This is a genomic window from Natronosalvus vescus, assembly GCF_023973145.1.
Classification (GTDB): Archaea; Halobacteriota; Halobacteria; order Halobacteriales; family Natrialbaceae; genus Natronosalvus; species Natronosalvus vescus.
In genome coordinates this window covers 392,383-417,997 of the sequence record NZ_CP099546.1, presented here as the reverse complement: position 1 = coordinate 417,997, position 25,615 = coordinate 392,383, and the positions used below count along the sequence as shown (strand labels likewise).

Below are 25,615 nucleotides of genomic sequence, written 5' to 3'. Positions count from 1 at the left end.
AGCCAATTTCGACAGCCATGGCTGATTTATCGCCGGTTTTTTCGTGTTGCAACAGTTTCGAAAGTAGGATCGTCCGCTATACGCCCGATAGTATTGAGGGCGGCGTGACACAGCCATCACATGTCCACGTACAATCGCCGCACATTTCTCACGACAGGTGCAACACTCGCGGCCGGGATCGGTCTCGCCTCGACGACAACAGCGGGTGCCACAGCTGGCGACGCCGACGCCCTCCTCGACCCCAGCATCGACCCAATGCCCGAGATGGACGAAGACTGGGCGTCCTACCGGGGCGACCCCGGCCACACGAGAGACGTCGACGCCACCTACGAGTTCGACGCCGGGGCGCTCGATGCCGCCTGGTCGGTCGATCACGACGGCTCGGTCGCCATCACCAACGGCACGGTGTACACCTCGAGCGCCGAGGGCGTCATCGCCGTCGACGCCGCGGACGGAACGGTCGTCTGGACGAACGCCGACGTCGAGGCAGCCAATCCGGCCGTCATCGGTGAGACGGTCGTCCTCGCAAACCAAGCAGGGATCGTGGCGCTCGACCGCGAAGACGGGCGCGTTCGGTGGGAGCGCGAACTGGCCGGCGACGGGGAAGTGAGCGAACACGCCGTCGGCTACGGCGGCGTCTACGTCGTCGCCGACGGCGCGCTGTACGCCCTCGAGATCGGCGATGGCTCGACGCGGTGGGCACGCGATTCGGTAACGGTCACGACTCCCGGGAGCGACGAGGAGTACACGTTCGGCTTCAACCGATCTCCCGCCGCCGCGAACGGCGTGGTGTACGCCGCGACGCAACGAACCGTCCACGCGGTGGAGCCGACGACCGGCGAGGACGTCTGGCGAGACGAGGAGGTCTACCAGGACTTCGCGGGGCCGATTCACGCGAATTCGAACGCAGTCATCGTCGACTGGTGGTCGGACGTCGAGCAGGGTGTCCACGACGCACAGACCGGGGAGTTGCAGGAACTGATCTGGTCTGAAACCCGCCACGAAACGACTCTCGGCGAAGAGATCTACGTCAGTGGGAACAACCATTCGTTCTTCGCGAGCGCCCCCGAGGGAGACGATCCAAGCTGGGACGTCTCGAGTGCGTACAACGCCGGACAGGGCGTCGTCTGTGGCGACACGGTCTACGTGCACTTCGGAGACGCCGAAGCGGAGTGGAGCGAGTACGATGAGGCGCTCGTCGCCCTCGACAAGCACGACGGAAGCGAACGCTGGTCACTGACGACGACGGATGCCCCGATCGGGCAGATTCGGGCGATCAGCGACGAAACCCTGTACGTCGACCACGATGGCGAGCTCGTCGCCCTCCGAGAGTCAACGAGCGAGGACGAAACGCCAAACGAGGACGGAGACGACAACTCGAGTGAGGACGACGAAAACGACAGCGTCGGCTGCTCCGTAGACGACGCGGACGAGAGTGCGACGGACGACAGCGACGGGAAAGGGGACGGGGACGACAGCGTCGAAACGTCGGACGTCGCATCGTTCCCGGCCGACGGCTCGCCCGGATTTACGACCGGTGCCGGGCTCATCGGCGGCGCGCTCGGACTCGAGTGGCTTCGCCGCCGGGCCCGAACCGACGAATCGACCGAGTAACGAAGCGTTCGAGACACCTCGTAGGGAACGGGGCATCAATTTGTCGCCGATTGCCCACCCCAGCGAAAGCAAGCACACCGTTTCCGCTCACATTCCGCCGAGACTATCGACCAGCTCGAGGGTGACCTCGTCGTGGATGACGAGTTCGCCGCCGTACTCGTCCTGCAACGCCTCGGCCTCGTCCGTATCGGAGAAGCCGATCAGATCCTGTCCCATCGACCCTCGAAGTTCGCTTCCGGTGACCATCGTGAGATCAGTGGCGTCCGCTTGCTCGTCGCCGTCGTGGTGGGCCGAGATGAAACGCAGGTCGCCGTCGTCGGAGACCCCCCAGTCGACGATGGCGTAATCAGTGAGGTAGGTGACGAGCGGATCGTTGCCCGCGTTCCCCTGCTCGAGCGTCCAGCCGTAGGTGCAGGTGCCGCTACAGAAGGGGGCCCACCCGTCCTCGAGGTCGGGGTGGTCGTCGTAGAACGCCTGCCCGCTGGGCCCGGGTTGCTGGGTGACGAGCATGCCACAGTTCTGGCAGGCGTCCTCGTCGGTGAACTCCTGGGCGTCCGGTGTGTCGTTGTCATCGAGACAGCCGGCAACCGCACCGAGGGTTCCGACGCCCGCAAGCGCCAGCAAGCGTCGTCGAGACACCGGCAGCGACACAGTGGACTCGTGTTCGCGCATACGGAGAATCGGTGTCCGATGGGTAAAGCCCGTCTGGTACACGCGTCGAACCCATTCTGGGAGGGCGTGTCGTCTGTGCCGCTCTCCGACACCGGTGTGGGTCACTCGTGTCGACCACCGTCGTCAGCGTGCGTCGCTCGGGCCGGTCGGTTGTCCCCGAGCGCCTGCTATGAGCGGAGCGAACACCCCATCACTACGATAGCTACAGGTCGCTCCAATTCATACCCCCTGACATGACAGTGCCGTCGCTACCGGGACACCTCGAGCGGACTATGACGAACGAAAAATGGCTCGAAGAAATCACCGGTCGCGTCTCCACGGACGCCCCCGAACGCGAGCCGATCACCGTCACGGCACCCGCCACTGACGAGCCAATCGGGCAGATCCCTCGCTGTACCGACGACGACGTTGCGGCCGCCGTCAGCCGCGCCCAGGCGGCCCAATCCGAGTGGATCGAATTCGACCCCGCCGAACGGGCAGCCATCCTCGAGGACTTCGGCGACCTCGTACTCGAGCGACGCGAGGAACTGCTCGATCTGGTACAGCTCGAGACGGGGAAGGCCCGTGCCCACGCCGTCGAGGAACTGCTCGACGTGCCGACGACCTGTTCATACTATGCGAGCCGAGCTGAGTCGATTCTCGCCGACCAGACCCGAGACGGGGCGTTTCCGCTCGCGACCGACGCGACGGTGACGAAGAAGCCGGTCGGCGTCGTCGGCGTCATCTCCCCTTGGAACTATCCACTGACCCTGTCGATCACCGACGCCGTCCCCGCCCTGCTCGCGGGCAACGCCGTCGTCCTGAAGCCCGACGAAAAGACGCCGTTCATCGCGCTCGCGCTCGCCGAACTGCTCGCGAAAGCGGGCCTCCCCGATGGCGTCTTCGAGGTCGTTACCGGCGACGGATCGGTCGTCGGCCCGGCGCTCGTCGATCGGGTCGACTACGTCGCGTTCACCGGCAGCACCGAAACCGGCCGCGCCGTCGCCGAACGGGCCGGACGGAACCTGATCGACTGTTCGCTCGAGTTAGGCGGGAAGAACCCGATGATCGTCCTCGCCAACGCGAATTTCGAAGAGGCCGCCCGCGGCGCCGTCCAGGGCTGTTTCACGAACGCCGGACAGCTGTGTCTCGCCGCCGAGCGCCTCTACGTCGAGTCCGCGATCTACGAGCGGTTTCTCGACGCGTTCGTCGGCGAAACCCGCCGTCTGTCCCTCGGCACCGAGGTCGGCTACGGCTCCGACGTCGGCTCGCTCATCGACGACGCCCAGCTCGAGCGCGTCGAGGAGCACGTCGACGACGCCGTCGGCCGCGGGGCGTCCGTCCTGACCGGTGGGCGGGCCCGCCCGGACGTCGGTCCGTTCGTCTACGAGCCGACGATTCTGACCGACGTCGATCCGGACGCGCGAGTCGCCCAGGAGGAGACCTTCGGCCCCGTCGTCACCGTCACCCCCGTCGACGGTCCTCGAGCGGCGATCGAGGCAGCAAACGACAGCGACTACGGGTTGAACGCGAGCGTCTGGACGGGTGACCGCGAACGAGGTCGTCGGCTCGCCCAGGAAATCGAGGCCGGTACCGTCTGCGTCAACGACGCCTACATCGCCGGCTGGGCGGCTACGGATGCGCCGATGGGCGGGGTCGGCGACTCCGGGCTGGGCCGACGTCACGGCCCCGAGGGAATCGAACGGTATCTCGAGTCCAAGACGATCGCCAGCTCGCGGATCGGGTCGCTCGCGCCGCCATCGGGAGTGCCAGCGACGTGGACAACCCGGTCGTTGCTCGCGGCGACCAACGTCAGACGGCGCCTCTCGAGGTGGCTGTGATGAGCGACATCGGCGACGGCGCTGGAAGCAAAAGCCGGCCGCGACGCCATCCCCGCGATCCGCGGGTGATGCTCACCGGGTTCCCCGGCTTCCTCGGCTCCGCGCTGCTCGAGCGGTTGCTCGCCCGCGGCGACGAACCGGTCGCCTGTCTAATCCAGTCACGCTACCGACAGCAAGCCGAGCGTCGAGCCGGGGCGCTCACCAGCGATGCCGGTGTCGATCCTGACGCGATTCAGCTGCTCGAGGGCGACATCACCGAGCCGGATCTCGGCCTGGACGAAGGCGGTGGGCTCGAGCCGCTCTCGACGGTTGACGAACTGTACCACCTGGCGGCCGTCTACGACCTCGGCGTCGACGCTGACCTGGCCGAAGCGGTGAACGTGCGTGGCACCGAACACGTCCTCGACGCGGCCGAGGCCCTCGAAGTCGACCGGTTCCAGTACGTCAGCACCTGCTACGTCAGCGGCCGCTACGACGGCGTCTTCACCGAGGATCACCTCGAGAAGGGCCAGTCGTTCAACAACCACTACGAGGAGACGAAGTACCGGGCAGAGGTGGCGGTGCAAGAGCGCATGGCATCGGGGCTTCCAGCGACGATCTACCGCCCCGCGATCGTCGTCGGTGACAGCGAAACCGGCGAAACCGGGAAGTACGACGGCCCGTACTACCTTCTCCGTCTCCTCCTGTCCCAGCCCGCAGCGTGTTCGTTCGCGGTCTCCCTGCCAGGTTCCAGTGGCGCCGAACTCAACGTCGTCCCCCAGGATTTCGTCATCGACGCCATCGCCCACCTGAGCGCTCGCGAGGATACCGTCGGCGAGGTCTACCAGCTGTGTGATCCCGCCCCGTGTTCGGTGCCGGCGTTCGTCGACGCGCTCGCCGATGCGATGAGTCACCGCGTCGTCTCGGTGCCGACCCCAAAGCCCGTCGCTCGAGCCGTCCTCTCGGGCCTCGAGTCGGCAGGGCTGCCGGCCGAGCCGGCAACCGTCGACTACCTCGACCACCCGACGCGCTATGCCTGTCCAAACACGCAACGAGCGCTTGCAGGCACCGGCATCGAGTGTCCGCCGTTTCACGCCTACGTCGACGACCTCGTGAGGTTCGTCCGAGCGCACCCCGAGGTGGGTGACGAGGCCATGATCTGAGTATGGTGTACGACGCGACCGAGAATTCAGCCGTTTACTCGTCCTCGAGCGACCACGACACCTCAAAGACCGTGTCCTCGTACCTAATCGTGTGTGCATCCGTGTCTGCTTCCCTGAACGGCTGTCCGACGACGTTCCGGTCGGCCCGGAGGTGGACAGTCTGCACGCCCGACTCGAACGCCGGGAGCGTGTTCCGAAGGCTCCGGAACGGCTGCCGGTACAGTTGCTCCGGCAGGAGTTGCTGATCGGGGTCGTCGCTCGAGTGAGTTACCGTCATCGTCGCGGGCTGTCTACCCTCACCGTACTCCGGCAGCGTGACGACGGTTTTTTCGTCGCGTCGGTCGACGACCGCGTCGTCCTCGAGGTCGACGGCGACCGCGGGCGCCTCGAGGTCGAATATCGCCGCGTGAGCGTTTGATTCGGCGCCCCCGCTGTAGCCAGCGGTGTAGGCGTATCGGCCACCGCCGAGGTGTCCGACGGATCGGGCGTGGTCACAGGCCACCGGCTCGCCGGCGTAACACGCGAGCGTGGACTCGTGGACGTCACCGGGTGAGAGACGCCCCATCGGCATCGGCCACCCCCACGGCTCGATCGGAAGCCACCGGCCGTCGACGAGTTTGTACAGCCGCCAGTGGTAGGGATTGCCCTGCAGCGTGTCCCGGCCGTGGTTGACCAGCGAGAACGTGATCGACCCCGGGGCGGTGATCGATTCCGTGTCGGCCTCGAGGAAGACTGCGGTCTCGGGGGTCGCCTCGTGGAACCAGCGGGTTCCGGTGTTCTCGTCGCTCTCGCCGGTCTCGGGAACCGACGGGTCGGGCTGATCGTCCGGCAACGACGGCACGGTCACCCCTTCGAACGTCGACGTCGTCTCCGGCCCCGGTCGCTCGCTCGACCAGCACGCGATCGTGAACCCGCCGTCGCCACGCCCGATCCGGTACCGACCGGCCCCGATCGCCGGCTCCGTCGAGTCGGGGTGACCGAGCAGGACGTACTCGCCGACGACCGTCTCCTCGGGGTCGAGCGTGATCGTCTCCGGGAACCACTCCCCAGTGGTGGACTCGAGACGCCAGCGCCCGTTCTCGTCCCGGTCGTACGTCGGTGTCGTTTCGGCGAAGGGATGCTCGGGCGTCGGCGCGAGGAAGACGACGTGGCGATCAGGGTCTCGCCTTCGCAACATCGTCGGCGAATCGAGTCCCGGCAGACGACGGGAGCGAAACGTCTGCTCGAAGGAGTGCTGATTGGCCACCGTTGCGGTGAGCGTCGCGGGGCTCGCTGCGGTCGCGGGCCTTTCGAAGTCGACCGCCACCGCGAGCCCGTCTGCCGTGAACGTCGATCCGTCGATGACGGCCGCCGTCAGGGGTGCCGTCTCGAAGTCGACGACGGTCGGCTCGTCGAACAGGGAGACGGTGGGGCCCTCGGAACCCTCGTCGTCGGGCGGTTCCTCATCGCCGTTCGCGTCGACATCGTCGCCGTCGTCGATCCAGTCCGGATCCGCACTTCCGTAGGGGGCGCGATCGCTCGGATCGTCACCGTTTCCGAGTGCCGTACACCCCGCGAGGGTGGCACTTGCACCCGCCATCCCTGCGAGAAATCGTCGGCGTCTCATACTCGAGCGAACTCAGTCTTCAGGCATAAGTTTCCGGCTAACTCAAATCGGCGTTTTAGTGTTCTGAGACGCCCCCACTTCGGAGGTTCGTTGGTGGTCGACAGACCGCACCGCTCGAGCGCACCGCTTTTGCCCGTTCCGTTGGTAGGGTCGCGTATGGATCTCACACACCGTCCCCGGCGACTCCGAAAGGATCGGATTCGGGGGCTCGTCAGCGAGACGACTCTCGCCCCGTCGGATTTCATCGCCCCCGTGTTCGTTGACGCGACGACCGACGAGCGCGTGCCCATCGAGTCGATGCCCGGTCACGAGCGTGTGCCCATCAAGGACGCCGTCGCCCGCGTCGAAGAGGTACTCGAGACCGGCGTCGAGGCGGTGATGCTCTTCGGGATTCCCCACTCGAAAGACTCCGAGGGGACGCGGGCGTGGGCCGAAGACGGCGTCGTCCAGGAGGCGACACGGCGGATCACCGCGGAGACCGAGGCCTACGTGATCACGGACGTCTGTCTCTGTGAGTACACCGATCACGGTCACTGTGGGCCGCTCGAGCCAGGGGTTGGGGAGGGTGACGACCACCACGACGGCGAACCCGGTCACCGAACCGACCGCACCGACCATCAGCACGACTCCACCGCCAGCCGCGGCCTCACCGTCGACAACGACGCCACGCTGGAGAGGCTCGAGAAAATCGCCGTCTCCCACGCGGCGGCGGGCGCGGAGATGGTCGCCCCGAGCGGGATGATGGATGGGATGGTCGGCGCGATCAGGGACGCACTCGATCACGAGGGGCACACCGACATCCCGGTGATGAGCTACGCGGCCAAGTACGAGAGCGCCTTCTACGGCCCCTTCAGGGACGCCGCCGACGGTGCACCCGCCTTCGGCAACCGAAGACACTACCAGATGGATCCGGCTAACCGCCGGGAAGCGATTCGGGAAGTCTTCCTCGACGTGGAACAGGGAGCGGACGTGCTGATGGTCAAACCCGCCCTCCCGTATCTCGACATCGTGAGCGACCTCCGCCGGGAGTTCGACCATCCCATCGCCGCCTACAACGTCTCCGGGGAGTACGCGATGCTCCACGCCGCCGCCGAGAAAGGGTGGCTCGACCTCGAGGCCGTCGCGCTCGAGTCGCTGCTGTCGATCAAGCGGGCAGGAGCCGATCTGATTCTGACCTACTTCGCCGAGGACGTCGCGGAATTGTGCTGACGGGTCGGTGAGTGCGTCGACTCGAGGCGGTTATTTGGGTTCTGTTAGGTGGCGTGAGTGACACCCAGTTAACGGGTAAAGCCGTGTCTCCCGTACTCGAGAGCACTGCATTACCGTCCGCAACACGCGAGAGTGACCGAACGTCCATCGACAGTCCGATCACGTCCGGACGCTCGCAAATACTGCCGCGCGAGCGGTCGAAGTAGCGCGTTCGACGAGGCGCATTCCGCCAATCGACGGATTTCGGCAACGTTTGCCTCACACCCGCTCGTATCGGTGTCGACGTTCGTCAACAACGGCTGTCCGTTCGTACCGAAAAGTGGGCGAACAGATATCTTATACACCATTATACGACACCGTATTTCTGCGACATCCGTATAATACACCCCAGATGTGACCAAACGTCAACACTAACCCTTATACAATCCACCCTCATCCGAATCAACCGTGATACGAAGCATGAACGCAAAGGATAGGTCAGAATTGATGAACACTCGTCCAGATAGATCCGGTTTCGGTGGACGAAACACGGAGATGAACGTATGCTAACGTCCATTCCACTCGAGGCGACGACCGCCGATCTTGAGACGCTCGTGACCGGAATGAACCTCGTGTGGGCGCTCGTCGTCACGTTCCTCATCTTCTTCATGCACGCCGGATTCGCGATGCTCGAGGCGGGCCAGGTTCGCTCGAAGAACGTTGCCAACCAGTTGACGAAGAACATGCTGACCTGGGCGGTCGGCATCGGCGTCTTCTTCCTGATTGGGATGGGGATCGCCAACAACGTCGGCGCGGCATTGGTCGGGGGCGACTCGAGCCCGCTGACGATGTTCGGCGCGGAATCGTTCGACTGGGTCATGTGGCTGTTCAGCGCGGTGTTCGCGATGACGGCCGCGACCATCGTCTCCGGGGCGGTAGCTGGCCGGGCGAAACTCCGTGCGTACGTCACCTACACCTTCCTACTCGCCGCGGTCATCTACCCGGTGGCCGCTGGATTAGTCTGGTACGCGCCCGGTGCCGACGCGCCGCTGCTCGCCAGTCTGGGCTTCTCGGACTTCGCCGGCGGCATGGTCGTCCACGGCGTCGGCGGCGTCGCCGGACTCACGGCCGCGTGGGTGATCGGCGCCCGGTTGGACAAGTTCACCGACGACGGCACCAGCAACGTCATCCCCGGTCACTCGCTGACGTTCGCCGTCCTCGGCACGCTGATCCTCTGTTTCGGCTGGTTCGGGTTCAACGTCGGCACCGCCGCCACGGTCGTCTCGATGGACAACGGGTCGGTCGTCCTCGGCGACTTCGCCTACGTCGGCAGCGTGGCCATGGTCACCGCTCTCGGGATGGGGATGGGTGCCCTCGGCGCGTCCGCCGTGTCGCTGTACACCACTGGCAAGGTCGACACCCTGTACGCCGCCAACGGCATGCTCGCCGGCCTGGTCGGCGTCACTGGTCCGACCGACCTGATCACGCCGATGGGTGCGCTCGCGATCGGCCTCCTGGCCGGGGCACAACTCCCGATCGTGTTTTCGTTCGTCGAAAAACGTCTCAAGATCGACGACGTCTGCGCGGTCTTCCCCGTCCACGGCAGCGCCGGCATGCTCGGGCTCGTCCTCTACCCACTGTGGTCGCTCGAGGGTACGGCGATCGGCGGCGGCCTGATCGCCGGCGGTATCCTCTCGATCGAGGCGAGCGCGTTCGCCCCCCAGGTTCTCGGCGTCGTCGTCCTCACGCTCTGGACGGTTGTCGCGACCGCGGCCATCTTCGGCGCGTTCAAAGCCGTCGGCCAGGTGCGGGTCACGCCCGAACACGAGCGCGACGGCCTCGACGTGAGCGAACACGGCGTCGACACCTACCCCGAGTTCGGCCGGCCGGAACTGGCGACCGACGGGGGCGCGCTGCGGGCCGACGGCGGCACCGCCGTGACGAGCGAGATTTCGATGGTTACCGCCATCGTCCGCCCCGACCGCCTCAGTGCGGTGAAGAAGGCGCTCGCCGACGTCGGTGCCCCGTCGCTAACGGTGACGAACGTCTCCGGTCGCGGCTCTCAGCCCGCAAAGATGGGGCAGTGGCGCGGCGAGGAGTACGCCGTCGACCTCCACCAGAAGATCAAAATCGAGTGTGCCGTCGCCGACATCCCGGTCGACGACGTCGTCGCGGCGATTCGCGAGGCGGCGAACACCGGCGAACCCGGCGACGGAAAAATCTTCGTCATCCCCGTCGACGACGCCTGTCAGATTCGCACCGGCAACACCGGCGTCGAAGCCGTCTGACTCGGCTGGAGTAACACCCGCTTTCTTTCAGAATCGCGCGCGAGGCGAAACGGACAATTGAGGACTACCGCCTCGAGTATCGGGTTAGCTGCAGGGTACACACTGTTTCAATTGCGCTCCGCCTCGAGCGGGTCACGCTCCGCATAATTACGTCGACCCCCACGAAGTCAGCCGATTATGGATCAATTACTCACGATCGTGTACATCCACCCACACGAATGGAAGCGCTTTAGGGGAACAACGACGTTGTTCGTGTGTATGTCCCAGCGACAGGGTGCAGACCTCTCTTATGAAGACGGGGCGCGTGCGGTCGAACTCGCGCGTGAGTCCGTCGAATCTTTCGTACGACACGGCCAACGAGAACATCCAGGCAGCATGCGCGAGACGTTCTACGAACGCACCGGCGCGTTCGTCCGCCTCGAGTCGACGCGCGGGCGCGGCAGTCTCCGTGGCTGTGCGGGAGGGTATCGTTCCGGAGAACAGCTCGGTCACGTCATCGTTGACGCGGCGATCGAGGCCGCCAGCGAGGATTCCTGTGGCTCGGAGGTAACCCCCTCGGAGCTCTCGAACCTCACCGTCTCCGTCTGTACCGTCAGAAACGTACTCCTCACCGACGACCCCCTCGGCGACCTCGAGCTCGGCACGCACGGCGTCGCCGTCGACGGCGGGGGCAAAACAGGCTGGCTGTACCCAACGGTGCCGGTCGAAAACGGCTGGAGCGAGCGCGAGTACCTCGACCGCACCTGCCGGAAGGCGGGACTCCCGCCGATGGCCTGGCAGGACGACGACGTCGTCGTCACCCTCTTCGAGGGACAGGTCTTCCGCGAGCGCTCGAGCGATGGGAGCATCGAAGAGCTGTAGGTCTCCCGTCGCCGTCGAATCCCCCGTCTACTCGCGACCGAATCCAACGGTAGCGGCGTCCTCGAGACACCGTTTTGTGGCCGTCTCGAGATCAGGTTCCCGGACGACATCCCCGTCACGAACCAGTGGCTCGAGCAGCGCCGTCCCGTTCTCCGGGGCGGTCTGATCGGCCAACCGGACGTGATGACCGCCGTCGGGAGTTCGATACACCTGTTTGTCCCCCGATAGCTTCCCGCGTTTCGAGATCGGGTCACCCTCGATTTCGACGAGGTCGAGGCTAAAGTCGACGCTGTCGGCGCCCGTGATGTGGCTGCCGACCCCAAAACCGTCGGCAACGTTCCGGAGTTCCCGAATCGAGTCGGGGGTGAGCCCGCCGCTGCAGAATATGTCGACGTCCTCGTAACCTCGAGCATCGAGCTCCCAGCGTACTTCGCGGACGATGTGACGGAAGTCCCCGCGTCGCGACCCCGTCGTGTCGATGCGGACGCCGTCGAGGCGACCCTCGAGTGTCTCCGCCGCCAGCAGCGCCTCCGAACTCTCGTCCCAGAACGTATCGACCAGCGCGATCCGCGGGACGTCCTCGGGAACGGCGTCGTCGAACGCCAGCCAGGCGTCTGCCTGGTTTCCCTCGCCGTAGGCGAGTACGAGCGCGTGGGGCATCGTCCCGCCGGCCTCCCGGCCGAGCAACTCGCCCGCCGCGACGTGGGAGATACCGTCGAGCCCCGCCAGCAGGGCGGCCCGCTCGACCGTCCCCGTGATCGCGGGGTGGACGTGGCGAGCACCGAAGGAGAGCACGAGCGAGTCGGGCGCGGCGAGGCGAGCCTCGAGCGCACCCGTCGCGAATCCACTGGGCTGGGAACAAAAGCCGAGCAGCGAGGTCTCGAGTTCGGCGAAGTCGAGGTAGTTCCCTTCGATGCGCATCACCGGCCCGCCGTCGAACAGCTGTCCCTCCGGGAGAGCGTCGACGTCGACGGGTCGTTCCTCGAACAGCCGGGCGACGTCGTGGACGCCCGCGAACACCTCGAACGACCCGGTCGGGAACTGATCCGCCGTCACCTCGGCGACGACGTGGGGGTTCCGGCCCGCGTGCTCGAGCGTCGTCCTGGTTCGCTCGAAGTAGGCGTCGGTCGCCTGCCCCTCGAGGATGGCCTCAGTGGAAACGATTCCAAACGGATTCGACATACGCTCGCTTGCCGGGCGAGCGCGTTAAAGCTACTCTCTTCGACTCGGCACGCTGTTCGGACGGGGTCGCCTCGAGTCTCGGAAGCGACGGCTGGGAAACGCAGTCGAAATACCCAGCACCTGCAAGCCGGCCGCGTTTTCTTACGGGAATCGTTGACCGACTCGATACCGATGGCAACAACGAGCAACCAGACGGACGTGCTGAAAAACGCGAGTACGGTGACGACAGTGATCGATGCAGCCATGGAATTTTCGAAGGGGCGACGGCTCAGTGGACTGCTGTTACTCGGTGCCGCGGCGCTCTCATCACGGGTGCCCGGCGTCGGAACGGTCGCATCGGTGCTCCTTCGGGCATACCGTCGGTTCCGATAATCGAACCGGCGGCGATGGCGTCCGGTATCGAACGGCGACACTGATCGGCATCAACCGGCAGGGCGTAGACGCTCGAGCATCACTCGAGGGAGGACGACTCGCTGGTTCGACGTCATTCTCCGAATCGAACCTGTCTGTGCGCAGCACGACGGTATTTCGCCCCTGGGCCGTGTAGTCCCGAATAGCGTAGGGGTGCTATGAACCAATGAGTGTCACAGTCGATATCGACGCAAATCAGAATATTCGGGTGACCAGCGAAGCCATCGAGGCTCGACCACCGGATCGGCTCGACGTCGCAGCCGAGGGAGTGATCACGATGACGCCGGAACTACTGGGTGCCTTCGAGGGTGCGTCCCTGAAACCGGCACGGATCGATATTACCGTCGACCAGACACGAACCATCGAGACCGACCTGCAATCCGAGGCCTCGCTTCGCCTCGAGTCCGTGGACGTCGGCATCGAAACGCCCGGGGTCGACGACCTCTCACTCACGAACGAAAAATCGACCGACGATCCTCACTCGAACGCCGGCCCTCCCGGGGCGATCGCGTTCGCCGTCGAGGGAACGATCAGGGGCGTACCGTCGGATGCTGTCGACTCGATCACCGCCGGTTCACCGACGCTCGAGTCGATCACGTTCGACGTCGAGAGTCAGGTTGTGGGCGACGGCGGATCGCCCACCGATCCCGTTCTCAGGATTACCCTCCTCAGATTCGGCATCGTCGTCCATCGAAACGGTACCATCGACGTTGGGACGCGCGACGGGACGATGGATCTCGGCCTGCGCTAACCCTGCTCTCGAGTCAGCCCTCGACCAGGTCGTCCCACTCGCGGATTTCGCCGCCGACGTCCTCCCGAAGCGCCTCGGCGTCTTCGCGGCTGGAAAACGGAACGTGGTCGGGGCCCATCGCGCCATGTATCGCGCTGTCGACGAGATATAACAGTTCCGTCGCGTCCGCGAACGCCTCCTGTTCGGCGTGGGTCGAGATGTACGGCGAGCCGCCCTGTTCCTCGAGGTCGTAGTCGACGCTCGAGTAATCGGTGACGAATACGCCGCGGGCGTCGGTGCCACGCTGGCGTTGTTCGTCGTGGTGGACGAGGAGTTCGGTGAGGCTGTCGTACGTGACTGGGTCGTCGTCATCGTCATCGTAGAACACCTGCCCGGCGGGGCCGTAGTGATCCTCGATGACCATGCCACAGACGGCACACTCGCGGCCGCCGGTCAGGGCGATCGGTTCTGCGGGCGGGGCGTCATCGTCGTCGTTGCCGAGACAGCCCGCGAGCCCAGCCGTCGTCGCGATCGCTGTGCAAGCGAGGAATCGACGCCTCGAGAAGCCGCTCGAATGGTTCTGGTCGGTACGCGAGAGTGTCTCGTGGCGGTGGTGATGGTGGTGTTGTCGATTGTGTTGTGGAGTCATGATTAGACCCTCCGACGGCGGATAACGACAGCCGCGAGCGCGATTGGCACGACGATCCAGGCGAGGAGCGCCCCGAGGAGGACACCGGTCGACAGGCCGGCCTCCGCGAGCACGGAGGCGAAGCCAGCGTCACCAGCCGCGCCGAGACTGCCGAGGACGAGCGCCCGGAAGACGCTCGTCGGGTTGGCGAGTAACAGCACCGAAAGCGCCGCGTCGGGGAGGTCGAACGCCGACAGGACGCCCAGTGCGAGCAGGTCGTGGACGAGGACGAACCACGCCCACGCCAGCAAGGCGAAGCCGAGCGCGTGGGTCTTCTCGCGCGCCAGCGTCGACAGGAGGACGCCGAGGGCGAGAAACGCCAGGCCGAGCGCGACGGTCGCGAGCAGGAACGCGACGTAAGTGTCGAAGCCGGCCAGGCCGAACTCGAGCAGCAGGAAGCCGCCCGCGACGCCGAAGCCGATGATCGTCGCACTGGTCAGGATGGCGCCTCGGCCGAGACCGGTGCCGAGGACGATCCAGGCCCGCGAGACGGGCAGGGAGAACAGCGTCTGGAGCCAGCCGCTCTCCTCCCGGCCGACGATGGCGTCGTAGCTGAACGCCAGCGCGACCAGCGGAACCAGGTAGACCGCCAGCACCGCGAGGCTCGCGACGGTTCGGTCGAAGCCCTCGGGGCTGACGCTCGCGCCGCTGAACGTCGTCAGCCCGAGGGCGAACGCGGCGAAGATGCCGGTCAGCGCGACCGCCCAGCGACTCCGGACGGCCAGTCGGTACTCCGATTCGGCGAGCACCAGCACCTGCCGGCCGACGGCTTTCGAGGTCGCCGTCGTCGTGGTGGACGTGGTCTCGTCGGCGTGAGCCGTGTCGATCGGCTCGACCGACTCGAGGTCACCTTCGTACTCGCTCGTAAGGGTCATCGGCCCACCTCCGCGGGGGCGGCGTCCCCTTCGGCGAGGACGGTGTCCCCTCCTGCTGGTTCGGTGCTCTCGCTCCGAACCTCGTCGTCCCTGGTCGGTTCGTCGGCCACCGGTACCGATTCCGAGACCGGTTCCGAGACCGATTCCCCATCGATCGCCCGGTGGAACGCCGCTTCGAGCCCGGGTTCGCGCACCTCGAAGCGCTCGACAAGGTCGGACTCGAGGTGCGCCACGAGATCGAACGCCCGGTTGCGGTCACAACGAAGTTCGAGTCGGTCACTCGAGCCGTCGTGGCGAACGACCTCGAGATCCTCGACACGGAGTTGTAGTTCATCGAGGAGGTGGATGCGAGCGTCGGGACTCGTCGTCGCCACGCTGACGGTGGCGGTGTCGCCAGTCGCACACAGCGCCTCGACGGAGCCGCTGGCGTGGAGGTGACCGTCGTGGAGGATCGCGACGTGATCACAGAGGGACTCGACCTCGCTGAGTACGTGTGAGGAGAGGACGACCGTGGTATCGGTCTCGTTTCCGATGCGCGTGACGATGTCGTGAAACGCCGCGACGCCACGCGGATCCAGTCCGGCGGTCGGCTCGTCGAGAACGAGTACTGGTGGCTCCGGGAGCAGGGCCGCAGCCAGTCCGAGGCGACGGCCCATCCCGTTCGAGTAGCCGGAAACCGCTCGATTGGCGGCATCGCTAAGCCCGACGAGTTCGAGGACGTCCTCGATCCGCTCGTCGCGGTTCTCGAGGCCGCGAATCCGGGCGTGCGTCGAGAGGACTTCCCGTCCCGTCAACGAGCCGGGGAAACCGCTGTGTTCGGGCAGGAAGCCGACGCGCTCGCGCACGCGGTGTCCCGCCTCCTCGACGTCGAGGCCGCCGACGTCGATCGTTCCGCTATCGGGCCGGTCGTGACCGACCAGCAGGCCGAATAACGTACTCTTTCCCGCGCCGTTCGTCCCCAGGACGCCGAACGTCGATCCCGACGGAATCTCGAAGGAAGGATCGTCGAGGGCGACGACGTCGCCGTATCGTTTGTGGATATCAGTGATCGTGATTTGCATAGTAGTCCCTCCAGTTGTCGTGTGGCGGTTCCGCCAGCGGGTGGTGATCGATCAGGCCCGCGGATTCGACGACCGGGAACGAACTCTCGGCCAGTCGAACGGCGTCGAACGCCGGACTCTCCGCGAACACCGCCGCCTGCGGCCGATCGTGGACGAGTCGTTCCACCGTTCCCGCGGGTCGATGACGAACCTCGCTGGTGCCGTCGCCGTCGAGGTCGACGGCGCTGGCGTCCGACCAGTAGTTGCCCCGGTCGGAGTCGTTCCAGGCGATCTGCGCGGTCGTCGTCGCGAACGCCTGCTCGTCGTTCTCGATGAAGCTGTTGCCCGCGACGACCCCGCCGCTCGAGCCGGCGGTCGCGTGGACGCCGACGGGGTTCTCGAGGACGAGGTTGTCCACGAGCCGGTTGTGCTGGGCGTTGTAGATGTAGAAGCCGTTACCGTTGGCGACGACGGCGTTCCCGCGAATCTCGCTGCGTTCGACGTCCTTGAGGAGGATGCCGTGGGCGCTGGTGCCATCGTTGTTCGCGGCGACGTTGTCGACGAGCGTGATGTTCTCCGAGACCATCAACGCGAAGCCGACGTCATTGTTCGCGGCGACGTTCCCCTCGAGGTGGTTGTCGTTCGAGTACATGTAGTGGACGCCGTAGCGCATCTCCCACATGGTGTTGTTCTCGGCGAGCACACCCTCCGACCACGAGTAGTAGATGCCGTCCCGGACGGTGGTGATGTAGTTGTCTCGTAACACGGCGTCGTCGGCGTCCCAGAGGTGGATGCCGTTACCGCGGTCGGTGAGCGGGAAGACGTCCTCTCGACCGGCGATCATCGATCCCTCGACGGTGACGTCCGAAACGCCGTTGATCCAGACGCCGAAACTGACGTCGGTGAGTCGGACGTCCGTCACGGTCGCGTCGGAGCCGTTGACGAAGACCCCGGCGTGTTCGCCATTGCGTTCGTGACCCGTGTCACGAATCCAGACGCCCTCGATCGTGACGTTCGGAGCCTCGATCGCGACGACGGTTCCTTCACCCCCGCCGTCGATGACGGCGCCGTCTCGCTCGGCCGCTACGATCGTCAGGCCGTCGGTTTCGACGGTGACGTGTTCCTCGAAGGTGCCCTCGAGGACGACGGTGTCACCCGGCTGGGCGGCGTCGACCGCCGCCTGCACGGAGTCGAAGTGTTCGCCGTCGAGGGTTGCGACGCCGGGTTCGGTAGGTTCGTCGATGTCGTGGATGTCTGGGACGTCGGGCGTCCAGTCGCTGGCGCTCTCGGCGCTTTCTGACGCGCCCGTCGCGGCGACGAGCGCCGTGGCGAGGAGCAGCGCTAGAACGATTACGGCGAGACCGGCGAACCAGGCGTCGGTTCTCACGAGCGCTCACCTCCCCTGTCGATCGGGTCGGCGTCGCTCGAGTCAGTGCGTCGAGTCGACGGTGCCTCGAATTCGTCGGCTGGCGCGTGGAACGTCCCAGCAGGCTGGTCGTCAGTGTCGGTGTACTCGTCTTCCCCGCGGCGAAGCCGTCTTCGGAGCCGCTCGAGACTCGAGCGAACGAGTTCGGGCGCGTCCCGCAGCGTCGCCTCGGAGTCGCGCAGGAGGAAGGCGACGACGAGGAGGCCGATGGCGGCGATCGTCAGGTAGCCGCCCGGGCCGAACCAGGCGTTGCCGCTGATGTTCGCGATCTCGTAGGGGCCGAGTACTGGAGGCGTGAAGCCCTCGACGCCTCGTAGCGGTGCGTCCGGATCCAGCGAGTGGCCGACCTGGTGGAGTCGGTACTGGATGATGGCGAACATGCCGGCAAAGACGGCGATCGTCCCGATCAGCTGGCAGGTCAGGCCGAGTTTGAGCTTTCGGGCGGTCGGCGCCAGCGCGACGAACACGCCGGCGGCGGCCACCGCGATGAACGGAAGCGGGCCGATCGACCACTCGGGCACGGCGACGGCCTTCTCGTGCACCTCGTAGTTGGGGTCGAGGAACACCGGATCCGGGAAGTAGAACCCGACGTACCTGTTGAGCAGTTGCACCTCCGCGTACTCGCCGCCGAGTCGTGGATAGGCGTACAGTTCGACCGGTAGCGCCCGACCGGGGTACTGCGGGGCGGTCAGCGTAATTCGCCACATCGGTAACGCGATGGCGAGCAACAACAGCGCCGCAGCTATGAGGGGAAGGGCCCGCCGGAGTTCGGTCAGGCGCGAGGCGATCGTCGCGAGTCGTCCGGATCGGGCCATCGGCGATCAGTCCTCCGGTTCGACCAGGAGCCGCGAGCGCATCTCGAGGTGGAGCGCGCTGCAGAAGTACGCACAGTAGATCCAGTAGACGCCCGGCTTGTCGGCCGTGAACGTCACCTTTCGCGTCTCCTGCGGTGCGGTCTTGACGTTGATGTCGTACTGTGGGATCGCCAGGGAGTGGACGATGTTCTCGCTGGTTTCGATGTTCGTCGTCGTGATCTCGACTTCGTCACCCTCCTGGACGGTGATATCCTGGAAACCGAACTGGTTTCGCTGGTTGATCATCCTGACCTCGACTCGACCGTCCTCGCGGGTGATGTCGTTGTCGCCGCCACCGACTGGCTCGAGCGCGAGGTCGTCCGGATCGTACACGGTCTCGGGGTTGATGTTGTCCCGGTGGACGATCGTCGCGTCGTGGGGTTCGGGGTAGGTTGGCGTGTCCTTGACGAGTTGCATTCCCTCCTCGTCGTCGCCGATGTAAATCAGCTGGTCGTTCACGGGGAACGTCGGCCCGACCGGGAGGAACCGGTCGAGGGACTGCTTGTTCAGCGAGATCAGCCAGTCGCCTTTCGGATCCGAGGAGAACGACTGGGAGGCGTTCAGGTGGCCAGGGTTGTAGTGGACGTCGATCTTTTCGATGACCGCGTCGTCGCTCCCGGGTTCGGATTCGACGGCCGCCTCGATGTCCCACTTGACGACCTGTGAGTCGACGAACAGTGACGTGTACGCGTGGCCACGGTCGTCGTATCGGGTGTGGAGCGGCCCCATGCCGACTTCGGGTCGGCCGACGATGGCGTCGTTCGGGTCGTCGACCTCGCCGAGGAGATCGAGTTCCATGATCGTACACGTGTTGTCGAGTTTGCCGGACGCGATCGCGTACTTCCCGTCGGGCGTGACGGTCACGCCGTGGGGGTTCGAGGGCACGTCGACGTACCGAACGATCGGCCGGTCGGCGTCGTTGAGCGGGCTGTCTTTCGTTCCGTCGATAACTGGGACGCCGTTTATTTCCTCGTAGTCGCCGTTGTCGAGGGCTTCCTCGATCGCGGGCATGTCGAAGGCGGTGACCCAGTCCATATCCGCCTGGGTCATCTCCTGCTCGGTGACGCCTTCCTCGCTGTTGTAGGAGGTCGAGAAGAACCAGCGGCCGTTCTTCCCGGAGTCGCCGTTGTCGAGGTTACCGCTAACTTTCACGTCGAAGACGGGGTTCATCGTCTCGGGGTCGACGGCCGAGAGCACGGACGTGTACGCGCTCGGGTCGTCGAGATCCCGTCCGTCGTTGGGCATCGGGACGCGGAACTCGCCGACGCCGAAGATGTACTTCGTGTCTGGCATCAGCGCACAGGCGCCGTGTGTCCCCTGCTGGTTCGGCAGGTCGACGATGGCGTCGGTCTCGAAGTACTTCAGGCAGATCCGGGCCAGGCGCCCGTTGGCCTTGTCGTTGACGAAGAGCCATCGGCCGTCGTACTCGTTGTCCGTCTGGCTCACGCGGGGGTGGTGAACGTCACCCCAGGTGTAGCCCCCGGCGTCCTCGAGCATCTCTCGAGTCTCGTCGTCGTAGCCGTAGCCCCGAGCGCCCTCGAGGTTGAACACGGGGATGCGCATGAGACTGCGCATCGAGGGGACGCCGTAGACGCGTACCTCGCCGGAGTGGCCCCCGGAAAAGAACGCGTAGTACTCGTCGAGTTCACCGGGCGGGACGGTATGATCGGCCGAACTCGCGGCCGCTGTGCCGTTGCCGCCGTCGCCCTCGAGAATGCCTGTACAGCCGGCGAGCGCTGTCAGTGCGCCGGTCGCCGCGCCAGCTTTCATGAAGTCACGCCGTGGAATCCGCGCGAACAGTGGATCGCGGTCGTCGGCGTCTGTGGTCGGTTCCGTCGTATCGGTTGCAGGGAGATCGGTCATGGTTTGGTGTGGAGGAGTGATCGAGATGCACCCACTCGCTACAGGCGCCACTCGGAGCCTACAGAGGATATAAGATCAACCAGAATCTCTCTCGGCGGGAATACGGCCGAACGTGTTCGTCGGAAACTAGTGGGGGTGTCCCACGAAGTCTACGAGGTACGAAGACTCGAGTGCAATATTACCCTGCCAGCGACACCGTTCCAGTGGGAACGCTTGCGGTAACCGCGTTCCGCGCAGGGGCGGATACGATGGGTGCATTCGTCGCCTCAAGCGTCCCGTTTTCGGGTGGTCGAATCGCCTCGAGGTCAGCGACCGTCGGCGCGCCGACGAGTTCGACTCGGTTGTCGTCGACGGTGACACGATATGCGCCAACGAACGCCTCGTCGGTGATTCGGTACGTCCCATCGGCGTCCGCGACGGCATCGGCACCCCGATTCTCGAGGAGGCGTTCGTACGCCTCCGCAAATCGGTCGGCACCCCCGGCATCCCGGAACTCGAGTACCCAGACGTGACCGGTTTCCGGCCCGTCCGTCTCGTTGTAAGTGACGAACGTGTCACCCGCCCACGCCGCCGTCGTCGGATGCGAGTAGTTGTACGGCGATAGGTCGGTGCCGGCGGCCGTGATCGAGTGCTCGAGCGCGCCGTTCGACCACAGCGCGGCGAACAGCGTCGCCTCACCCACCGTCTCGGTTCGCACCGCGCCGTCCTCGTCCGTTATCGGCTCCCACCCGGGGCTCGAGCGATCCGCGACGTCGATCTCGACCGGCCGGTCGTCGGGGTACCGTTCAGGGTGTATAATCTGGGCGGTGCTGACCGGCCGATCCTCGAAGGCGGTGTCGATAGCGTCCCATCCGCCGGTCTCGTGGAGGTGCTCGACGAACGTCGGCCCCTCGGAGTAGGGGGCGTAGATCGAGAGGAACAGCCCCACATTGAGTTCGCCCGCCGACGCCGCTTCCGCCCCCTCCAGTGGCTCCAGGTCGGGAAGACACTCCCACTCCGATCCACAGCGCTGGTCGTACAGCGTCGGCAGGTAGTTCGCCTCGCCCTCGATCAGTCCGTTCTCCGCCCGGCGTTCGTCGAGGGTCTGTCCCTGACGCTCGAGCCCGAACTGCTGATCCTGGAGGGCGTGGACGAGTTCGTGCACCAGCGTTCCGCGATCGATCCGGATCGTGTCGGGGTCGTCGGTGACGATGACGATCCGATTATCGACGTAAAAACCCTGAACCGCATCACCGTACAGCTGATCGAACGCGTCGTTCACGTCGGTCTCGCCGTCGACGACGAACGCCGCCCGCCAGAGTTCGTTCGTGAAGGCGTCGGCCGGTTCGTCACCGCGATCGAAGTACTCACGAAGTTCCGCACGCGTGTACACCTCGATCTCCACGTCCTCGGTGAACCGCAGGCCACGAATCTCCTCGATGCGGGCCATAGCACGGTAGGTCACGGCCTCGAGTTCGGCGTGGCTCAGACGGTTCGGATCGTCGATTTCGATCGTGTCGGTCGCATTGTACCCCGCGACGTTCCCCAGTTCGCGATCCGGATCGCCCGGCCGGTCGTCCGGAACCGACAGGGGTGCCGTACAGCCGGCAAGGACGACGAGGAAGACGACACCGACAGCGACGGCGAGGCGACGAACGCGCATTGGTGTCTCGAGAGGGCGGCAGATGAAAAAGGCGTTGTGCTGTTCGATTGCTGAAGGTGGCTGCGTTCGGTTGCTGAAGGTGGCTGCGTTCGGATACTCGAGGTTGGTGGTCTCGGTTACTCGAGGTGGCTGCGTTCGGGTACTCGGGATGATCGCTGTTCGGTTGTTCGAGGTAGGTACCCTCGGTTACTCGAGGCGGAACCGACCGCCCAGACGCATCGCAAACCCGGCCGTGGCGAGCAGCGCACTCACCGCGGCGACAATGCCGAACCCGGGAATACCGTCGTCCCCGGTAGCGTCGTCGTCCGCGTCGGTGTCGTCGTCGGCGTCAGAATCGTTGCCGGCGTCGGTGTCGGAATCATCCGCATCGTCGTCCTCGAGCGGGCTCTCGCCGGCTTCGACCAACTCGACGTCGTCGTGGACGTCGGTCAAGGCATCGACGGTCGGCGCGGTGACGATCCAGACCCGGTCGTCATCGGGGTAGATCGTCAGGGCCATATCGAACTCGCTACCCTCGCCGAAGGTGTAGGTGTGGGCGTAGCCGTCGACGGCCTGGCCGCCGCGAACGTCGACGAGGGCCTCGTAGGCGTCGACGAACGTCGCCGCCTCACTGTTGTCGCTCCAGGCGAGTTTCCAGACCGAGCCGGTGTGATCGTCGTTCTCGTACACGTAGAGCCGGTCACCTTCCCAGCCGCTGGTCGCCTCGAGGTCGTAGTTCAGCGGGTTCGACGGGTCGATGTCGCCGGTCTCGGGATCGATGTTCAGGAACGTGTTCGGGTCGACGATGGGCGTGCCGTCGTAGGCGGGATCCATGAATATCGCAGACAGCCCGGCCTGGCCGATTACGTTGTGGTCGGGGCCGTCCTCGAACGTCAGGCGCTCCCAGTCGCCGCTCGAGCGATCCGCGACCTCGAGGTCGGCCGTCTCGAACTCGCCGTAGTGCTCGGGGTATATCACCTCGACCGACGAGCGCGGCATGTCGTCGTAGAGGGCGTCGACGGCGTCCCAGCCGCCCTCCTCGTAAACGTGGTCGACGAACGACGGACCGTCGCTGTAGGGCTGGAACTGCATGAAGTACAGCCCCCAGTTCGGCGGCTCCTGGGCGTCCCCCTCGTCCTCCGCATCGTCGAGGATACAGGGCTCGTTCCACAAGTCCTCCTGGCAGTACTCGAGGTAGCGCTGTTCGACGCGGTGGACGTCGCCTTCGATCACGCCGAGTTTGCCGTTGTCGAGATCGCGGGTGTCTCGGGTGTACTGCGCGAGATCGAAGTGCTGGTTCTGGAGGGCGTGGCCGAGTTCGTGAGCCAGGATTGCCTCGTCGAGTTGCAACTGGTTGGGATCGTCGGAGATGACGACGATTTCGTCGTTCACGAAGTCGTAGTAGCCGCCGACGGTCGCGCTGCGATCCTGCTGGCGTACCTCAATTGCGTCCTCCTCGCTGCCGATGAGCAACAGCGTCTCGAACTGGGCGTTGTCGAACTGGCTGGTGCGCTGGTCGACCTCGCCGTACTGGGCCTCGGTTTGCTCGGCGAATTCCTCGCGGTCGACGATCTCGACCGGTGGCATCGACTCGAACGTGAGACAGCGCAGTGCCTCGAACCGTGCGGCCGTCCGAGCGCTCACCTGTTCGAGTTCCGCCTCCGTCAGGCCGTCGTCGGCGTCGATCTCGAGTGGCTGGTTGTACCAGTAGCCGTCGAACCAGCCGATCGTGTCGTTGCCGTCTTCGGGCGCGGCGAAGTCTTCAGGCGGTTCGGCGGCACACGGTTCGACGGGTGGCGGTGACTGGCTCGCCGCTGGCTGACTCGAGAGCGCCGCTGGCTGCTCGAGCGCTGTCGGGTCGTCGGCGGTCGTTCCCGCTGTCCCATCGCCGGCGACCGCACCGATGCCTGCACCAGCGATCGCGAAACCCGCGACCGTGACGAGGGCAACAGCGAGGACGACACCGACCAGGGTACGTCGGAAGCTCCGTTCGCTCATTACTTCTCTTCAGGAGAAACGACTCATAAAAGTGTCCCTCGAGTTTCGGGACTGGAACGTGCACTCTCTCCGATCGGTGGCACTCCGATCGCTTCGTCCCACCTCGAGTCGCTCTGAGAGATCGGTAAGATCAATGGGATCGACCGCCGAGTACCGGTATGCCGATCGAAGACCGTGGTGACGCCTACCTCGTCACCCACGCGCTGGCGAAGGACACGCTCTCGCGCCTGCGAGACGTCGAAACCGAACAGGTGAGCTTTCGGAAGGGGCTCGTGAAACTCGGCCGCATCTGTGGCTACGAGATCATCGACGGCCGAATGGAGACCGAGTACGTTCAGATCGAGACGCCCCTCGAGGCCACGATGGGCGAGCGCGTCAAGGGTCTCGACGACATCGTCATTATCAACGTCCTCCGGGCGGCGACACCCTTCGTCGAAGGGCTACTCAAAGCGTTCCCACGGGCCCGCCAGGGTGTCATCAGCGCCAGTCGAGACGAGGAAGCCGGCCGGGACGAAACCGGGACGTTCCCGATCACGATCGACTACGTCAAACTGCCCGAGATCACTCCCGACGACACCGTCATCGTCGCCGACCCGATGCTGGCGACGGGCAGCACGATGAACGCCGTGCTCGAGCACGTCGTCGAGAACTCCGCCGATCCCGAGCAGTTGATCGTCCTCTCGGCGGTCTCGGCACCCGAAGGGCTGTTGCGGGTCGGCGAGCAGTTCTCCGACATCGACCTCCTCACCGTCGCCATCGACGATCACCTCGACGACGACGGCTTCATCGTCCCCGGTCTCGGCGACGCGGGCGATCGGGCGTTCCGGACGACGTAGGGCTCACAGCGCCTCGAGCTACGTGGCCCTCGTCACACACCATGGGCTCGAGTGACGCGACGAATTTCTCGCCGCTATCCCCAACGAGCAGTTCGAGCACTCGTTGGCTCAGTCTGCGTCTGTCGAACCGATCGTCTCCGCGAAAAACGAGCCGATGTCGGCGGCGATCGCCTCGTGTTGCCCGATGAAGAAGTGATCGGCCGACCACTCGAGCACGCGGTCGTCGCGCTCCTCCCCCAGATCGACGACCGGTTCCCAGTCGACTGTCGTATCCCGGACGCCGTAGGCGATCAACACCGGGATAGCGAGGGACTCGAGCGCCGGCAACACCTCGAGATCCGGGTTGAGGCGCGTCGGTGGGGCGAGGGCGGCGACCGCCTCGACGGCAGGGTCGTCGCCGCTCGCGAGCAGCGCCAGCGCGGAGCCGAAACTGAAGCCGAAGACGCCGATACGGTCGTAGCGCTCGGCCGCCCAACGGATCGCGTTCGTGACGTCCGTGCGTTCGCCCCGACCCTCGTCCCACTCGCCGTAGTCGATGCGGAGGCAGGCGATTCCGTGGTCGACGAGCCAGTCGCTGACCGCCACGAGTCGTCGATCGCTTCGGTTCCCGCCGTGCTGGGGATGGGGTGGGCAGGCGACGACGATGGCCGACGGCGACGCATCCGTCCCTGGCTCTTCGAGCGTCCCACGGACGTCTCGAGCGCCGGGCACGACGATGGACGCGGACGTGGACGATGACATAGCCGCCCGTTCGAACTCGAAGGGCTTGAACGCCGCTTTTTCGTATTTCATGGTCGGACTGTTCCGACGACCATTCCTGAGGGCCGTATGAGTAGGGAATCGCCGCCTCGAGGTGCTCTGTAGTGACACGACCAGCCCGAGCTGGGATCCGAGCAACTC

21 protein-coding genes are annotated in these 25,615 nt (G+C 65.4%); 9 read left to right on the top strand and 12 right to left on the bottom strand.

The window, feature by feature from the left end; all coding sequences use genetic code 11:
• Positions 1 to 120: 120 nt before the first annotated feature.
• Complete coding sequence (locus NGM68_RS01885; protein WP_252699968.1) at positions 121 to 1,614, top strand: outer membrane protein assembly factor BamB family protein; 1,494 nt, start codon at positions 121 to 123, stop codon at positions 1,612 to 1,614.
• Positions 1,615 to 1,701: 87 nt separating this feature from the next.
• Here NGM68_RS01885 and NGM68_RS01880 read toward each other — a convergent pair whose 3' ends face one another.
• A complete protein-coding gene (locus NGM68_RS01880; RefSeq protein WP_252699967.1) occupies positions 1,702 to 2,286 on the bottom strand; it encodes a nitrous oxide reductase accessory protein NosL in 585 nt (194 codons plus the stop codon).
• 272 nt (positions 2,287 to 2,558) lie between these two features.
• On the opposite strand from NGM68_RS01880, the gene NGM68_RS01875 reads away from it, so the two are divergent.
• Positions 2,559 to 4,106, top strand: a complete 1,548-nt coding sequence (locus NGM68_RS01875; protein ID WP_252699966.1) for a succinic semialdehyde dehydrogenase — start codon at positions 2,559 to 2,561, stop codon at positions 4,104 to 4,106.
• Positions 4,106 to 5,248 carry an SDR family oxidoreductase gene (locus NGM68_RS01870; protein WP_425493593.1) on the top strand — a complete coding sequence of 381 codons (1,143 nt, stop codon included), beginning with the start codon at positions 4,106 to 4,108 and terminating at the stop codon, positions 5,246 to 5,248. The genes NGM68_RS01875 and NGM68_RS01870 overlap by 1 nt, the downstream gene beginning before the upstream one ends.
• A gap of 34 nt (positions 5,249 to 5,282) precedes the next feature.
• Here NGM68_RS01870 and NGM68_RS01865 read toward each other — a convergent pair whose 3' ends face one another.
• Positions 5,283 to 6,854 (bottom strand): hypothetical protein, encoded by a 1,572-nt coding sequence (locus NGM68_RS01865; RefSeq protein WP_252699965.1) that lies wholly within the window; start codon positions 6,852 to 6,854, stop codon positions 5,283 to 5,285.
• A gap of 156 nt (positions 6,855 to 7,010) precedes the next feature.
• Between NGM68_RS01865 and hemB the strand changes: the two genes are divergently transcribed.
• The 3 genes from hemB to NGM68_RS01850 all read left to right on the top strand — a co-directional run bounded on the left by hemB (position 7,011) and on the right by NGM68_RS01850 (position 11,191).
• Positions 7,011 to 8,063, top strand: a complete 1,053-nt coding sequence (gene hemB / locus NGM68_RS01860; protein WP_252699964.1) for a porphobilinogen synthase — start codon at positions 7,011 to 7,013, stop codon at positions 8,061 to 8,063.
• A 542-nt stretch (positions 8,064 to 8,605) separates the two neighbouring features.
• The gene (locus NGM68_RS01855; RefSeq protein WP_252699963.1) at positions 8,606 to 10,330 is read left to right on the top strand and encodes an ammonium transporter; all 1,725 of its coding nucleotides are present in this window, start codon (positions 8,606 to 8,608) and stop codon (positions 10,328 to 10,330) included.
• 258 nt (positions 10,331 to 10,588) lie between these two features.
• Positions 10,589 to 11,191 (top strand): TIGR00296 family protein, encoded by a 603-nt coding sequence (locus NGM68_RS01850; protein ID WP_252699962.1) that lies wholly within the window; start codon positions 10,589 to 10,591, stop codon positions 11,189 to 11,191.
• Between the two features lie 27 nt (positions 11,192 to 11,218).
• On the opposite strand, the gene NGM68_RS01845 is transcribed toward NGM68_RS01850, so the two are convergent.
• Entirely contained in the window at positions 11,219 to 12,373 is a 1,155-nt protein-coding gene (locus NGM68_RS01845; protein WP_252699961.1) for a nicotinate phosphoribosyltransferase, read from the bottom strand.
• 171 nt (positions 12,374 to 12,544) lie between these two features.
• Between NGM68_RS01845 and NGM68_RS01840 the strand changes: the two genes are divergently transcribed.
• Together NGM68_RS01840 and NGM68_RS01835 are read left to right on the top strand one after the other, a co-directional pair.
• Positions 12,545 to 12,745, top strand: coding sequence for a hypothetical protein (locus tag NGM68_RS01840; protein ID WP_252699960.1), 201 nt, complete (start codon positions 12,545 to 12,547; stop codon positions 12,743 to 12,745).
• Between the two features lie 205 nt (positions 12,746 to 12,950).
• Positions 12,951 to 13,535, top strand: coding sequence for a hypothetical protein (locus NGM68_RS01835; protein WP_252699959.1), 585 nt, complete (start codon positions 12,951 to 12,953; stop codon positions 13,533 to 13,535).
• 13 nt (positions 13,536 to 13,548) lie between these two features.
• On the opposite strand, the gene NGM68_RS01830 is transcribed toward NGM68_RS01835, so the two are convergent.
• The 8 genes from NGM68_RS01830 to NGM68_RS01795 form a co-directional block, all read right to left on the bottom strand.
• The gene (locus NGM68_RS01830) at positions 13,549 to 14,163 is read right to left on the bottom strand and encodes a nitrous oxide reductase accessory protein NosL (protein WP_252699958.1); all 615 of its coding nucleotides are present in this window, start codon (positions 14,161 to 14,163) and stop codon (positions 13,549 to 13,551) included.
• A 2-nt stretch (positions 14,164 to 14,165) separates the two neighbouring features.
• Positions 14,166 to 15,077, bottom strand: coding sequence for an ABC transporter permease (locus NGM68_RS01825; protein ID WP_252699957.1), 912 nt, complete (start codon positions 15,075 to 15,077; stop codon positions 14,166 to 14,168).
• Entirely contained in the window at positions 15,074 to 16,138 is a 1,065-nt protein-coding gene (locus NGM68_RS01820) for an ABC transporter ATP-binding protein (RefSeq protein ID WP_252699956.1), read from the bottom strand. Before NGM68_RS01820 ends, NGM68_RS01825 begins: the two co-directional genes overlap by 4 nt.
• The gene (nosD, locus tag NGM68_RS01815) at positions 16,119 to 17,504 is read right to left on the bottom strand and encodes a nitrous oxide reductase family maturation protein NosD (RefSeq protein WP_252699955.1); all 1,386 of its coding nucleotides are present in this window, start codon (positions 17,502 to 17,504) and stop codon (positions 16,119 to 16,121) included. The genes NGM68_RS01820 and nosD overlap by 20 nt, the downstream gene beginning before the upstream one ends.
• The gene (locus tag NGM68_RS01810; RefSeq protein ID WP_252699954.1) at positions 17,501 to 18,358 is read right to left on the bottom strand and encodes a hypothetical protein; all 858 of its coding nucleotides are present in this window, start codon (positions 18,356 to 18,358) and stop codon (positions 17,501 to 17,503) included. The genes nosD and NGM68_RS01810 overlap by 4 nt, the downstream gene beginning before the upstream one ends.
• Positions 18,359 to 18,364: 6 nt before the next feature.
• Positions 18,365 to 20,260 (bottom strand): TAT-dependent nitrous-oxide reductase, encoded by a 1,896-nt coding sequence (gene nosZ / locus NGM68_RS01805; RefSeq protein WP_252699953.1) that lies wholly within the window; start codon positions 20,258 to 20,260, stop codon positions 18,365 to 18,367.
• A 178-nt stretch (positions 20,261 to 20,438) separates the two neighbouring features.
• Positions 20,439 to 21,902 (bottom strand): Hvo_1808 family surface protein, encoded by a 1,464-nt coding sequence (locus NGM68_RS01800; RefSeq protein ID WP_252699952.1) that lies wholly within the window; start codon positions 21,900 to 21,902, stop codon positions 20,439 to 20,441.
• A gap of 186 nt (positions 21,903 to 22,088) precedes the next feature.
• Positions 22,089 to 23,879 (bottom strand): Hvo_1808 family surface protein, encoded by a 1,791-nt coding sequence (locus NGM68_RS01795; protein ID WP_252699951.1) that lies wholly within the window; start codon positions 23,877 to 23,879, stop codon positions 22,089 to 22,091.
• A gap of 158 nt (positions 23,880 to 24,037) precedes the next feature.
• Between NGM68_RS01795 and upp the strand changes: the two genes are divergently transcribed.
• Positions 24,038 to 24,715 carry a uracil phosphoribosyltransferase gene (gene upp / locus NGM68_RS01790; RefSeq protein ID WP_252699950.1) on the top strand — a complete coding sequence of 226 codons (678 nt, stop codon included), beginning with the start codon at positions 24,038 to 24,040 and terminating at the stop codon, positions 24,713 to 24,715.
• A 108-nt stretch (positions 24,716 to 24,823) separates the two neighbouring features.
• On the opposite strand, the gene NGM68_RS01785 is transcribed toward upp, so the two are convergent.
• A complete protein-coding gene (locus NGM68_RS01785) occupies positions 24,824 to 25,456 on the bottom strand; it encodes an alpha/beta hydrolase (RefSeq protein ID WP_252699949.1) in 633 nt (210 codons plus the stop codon).
• Positions 25,457 to 25,615: the final 159 nt, after the last annotated feature.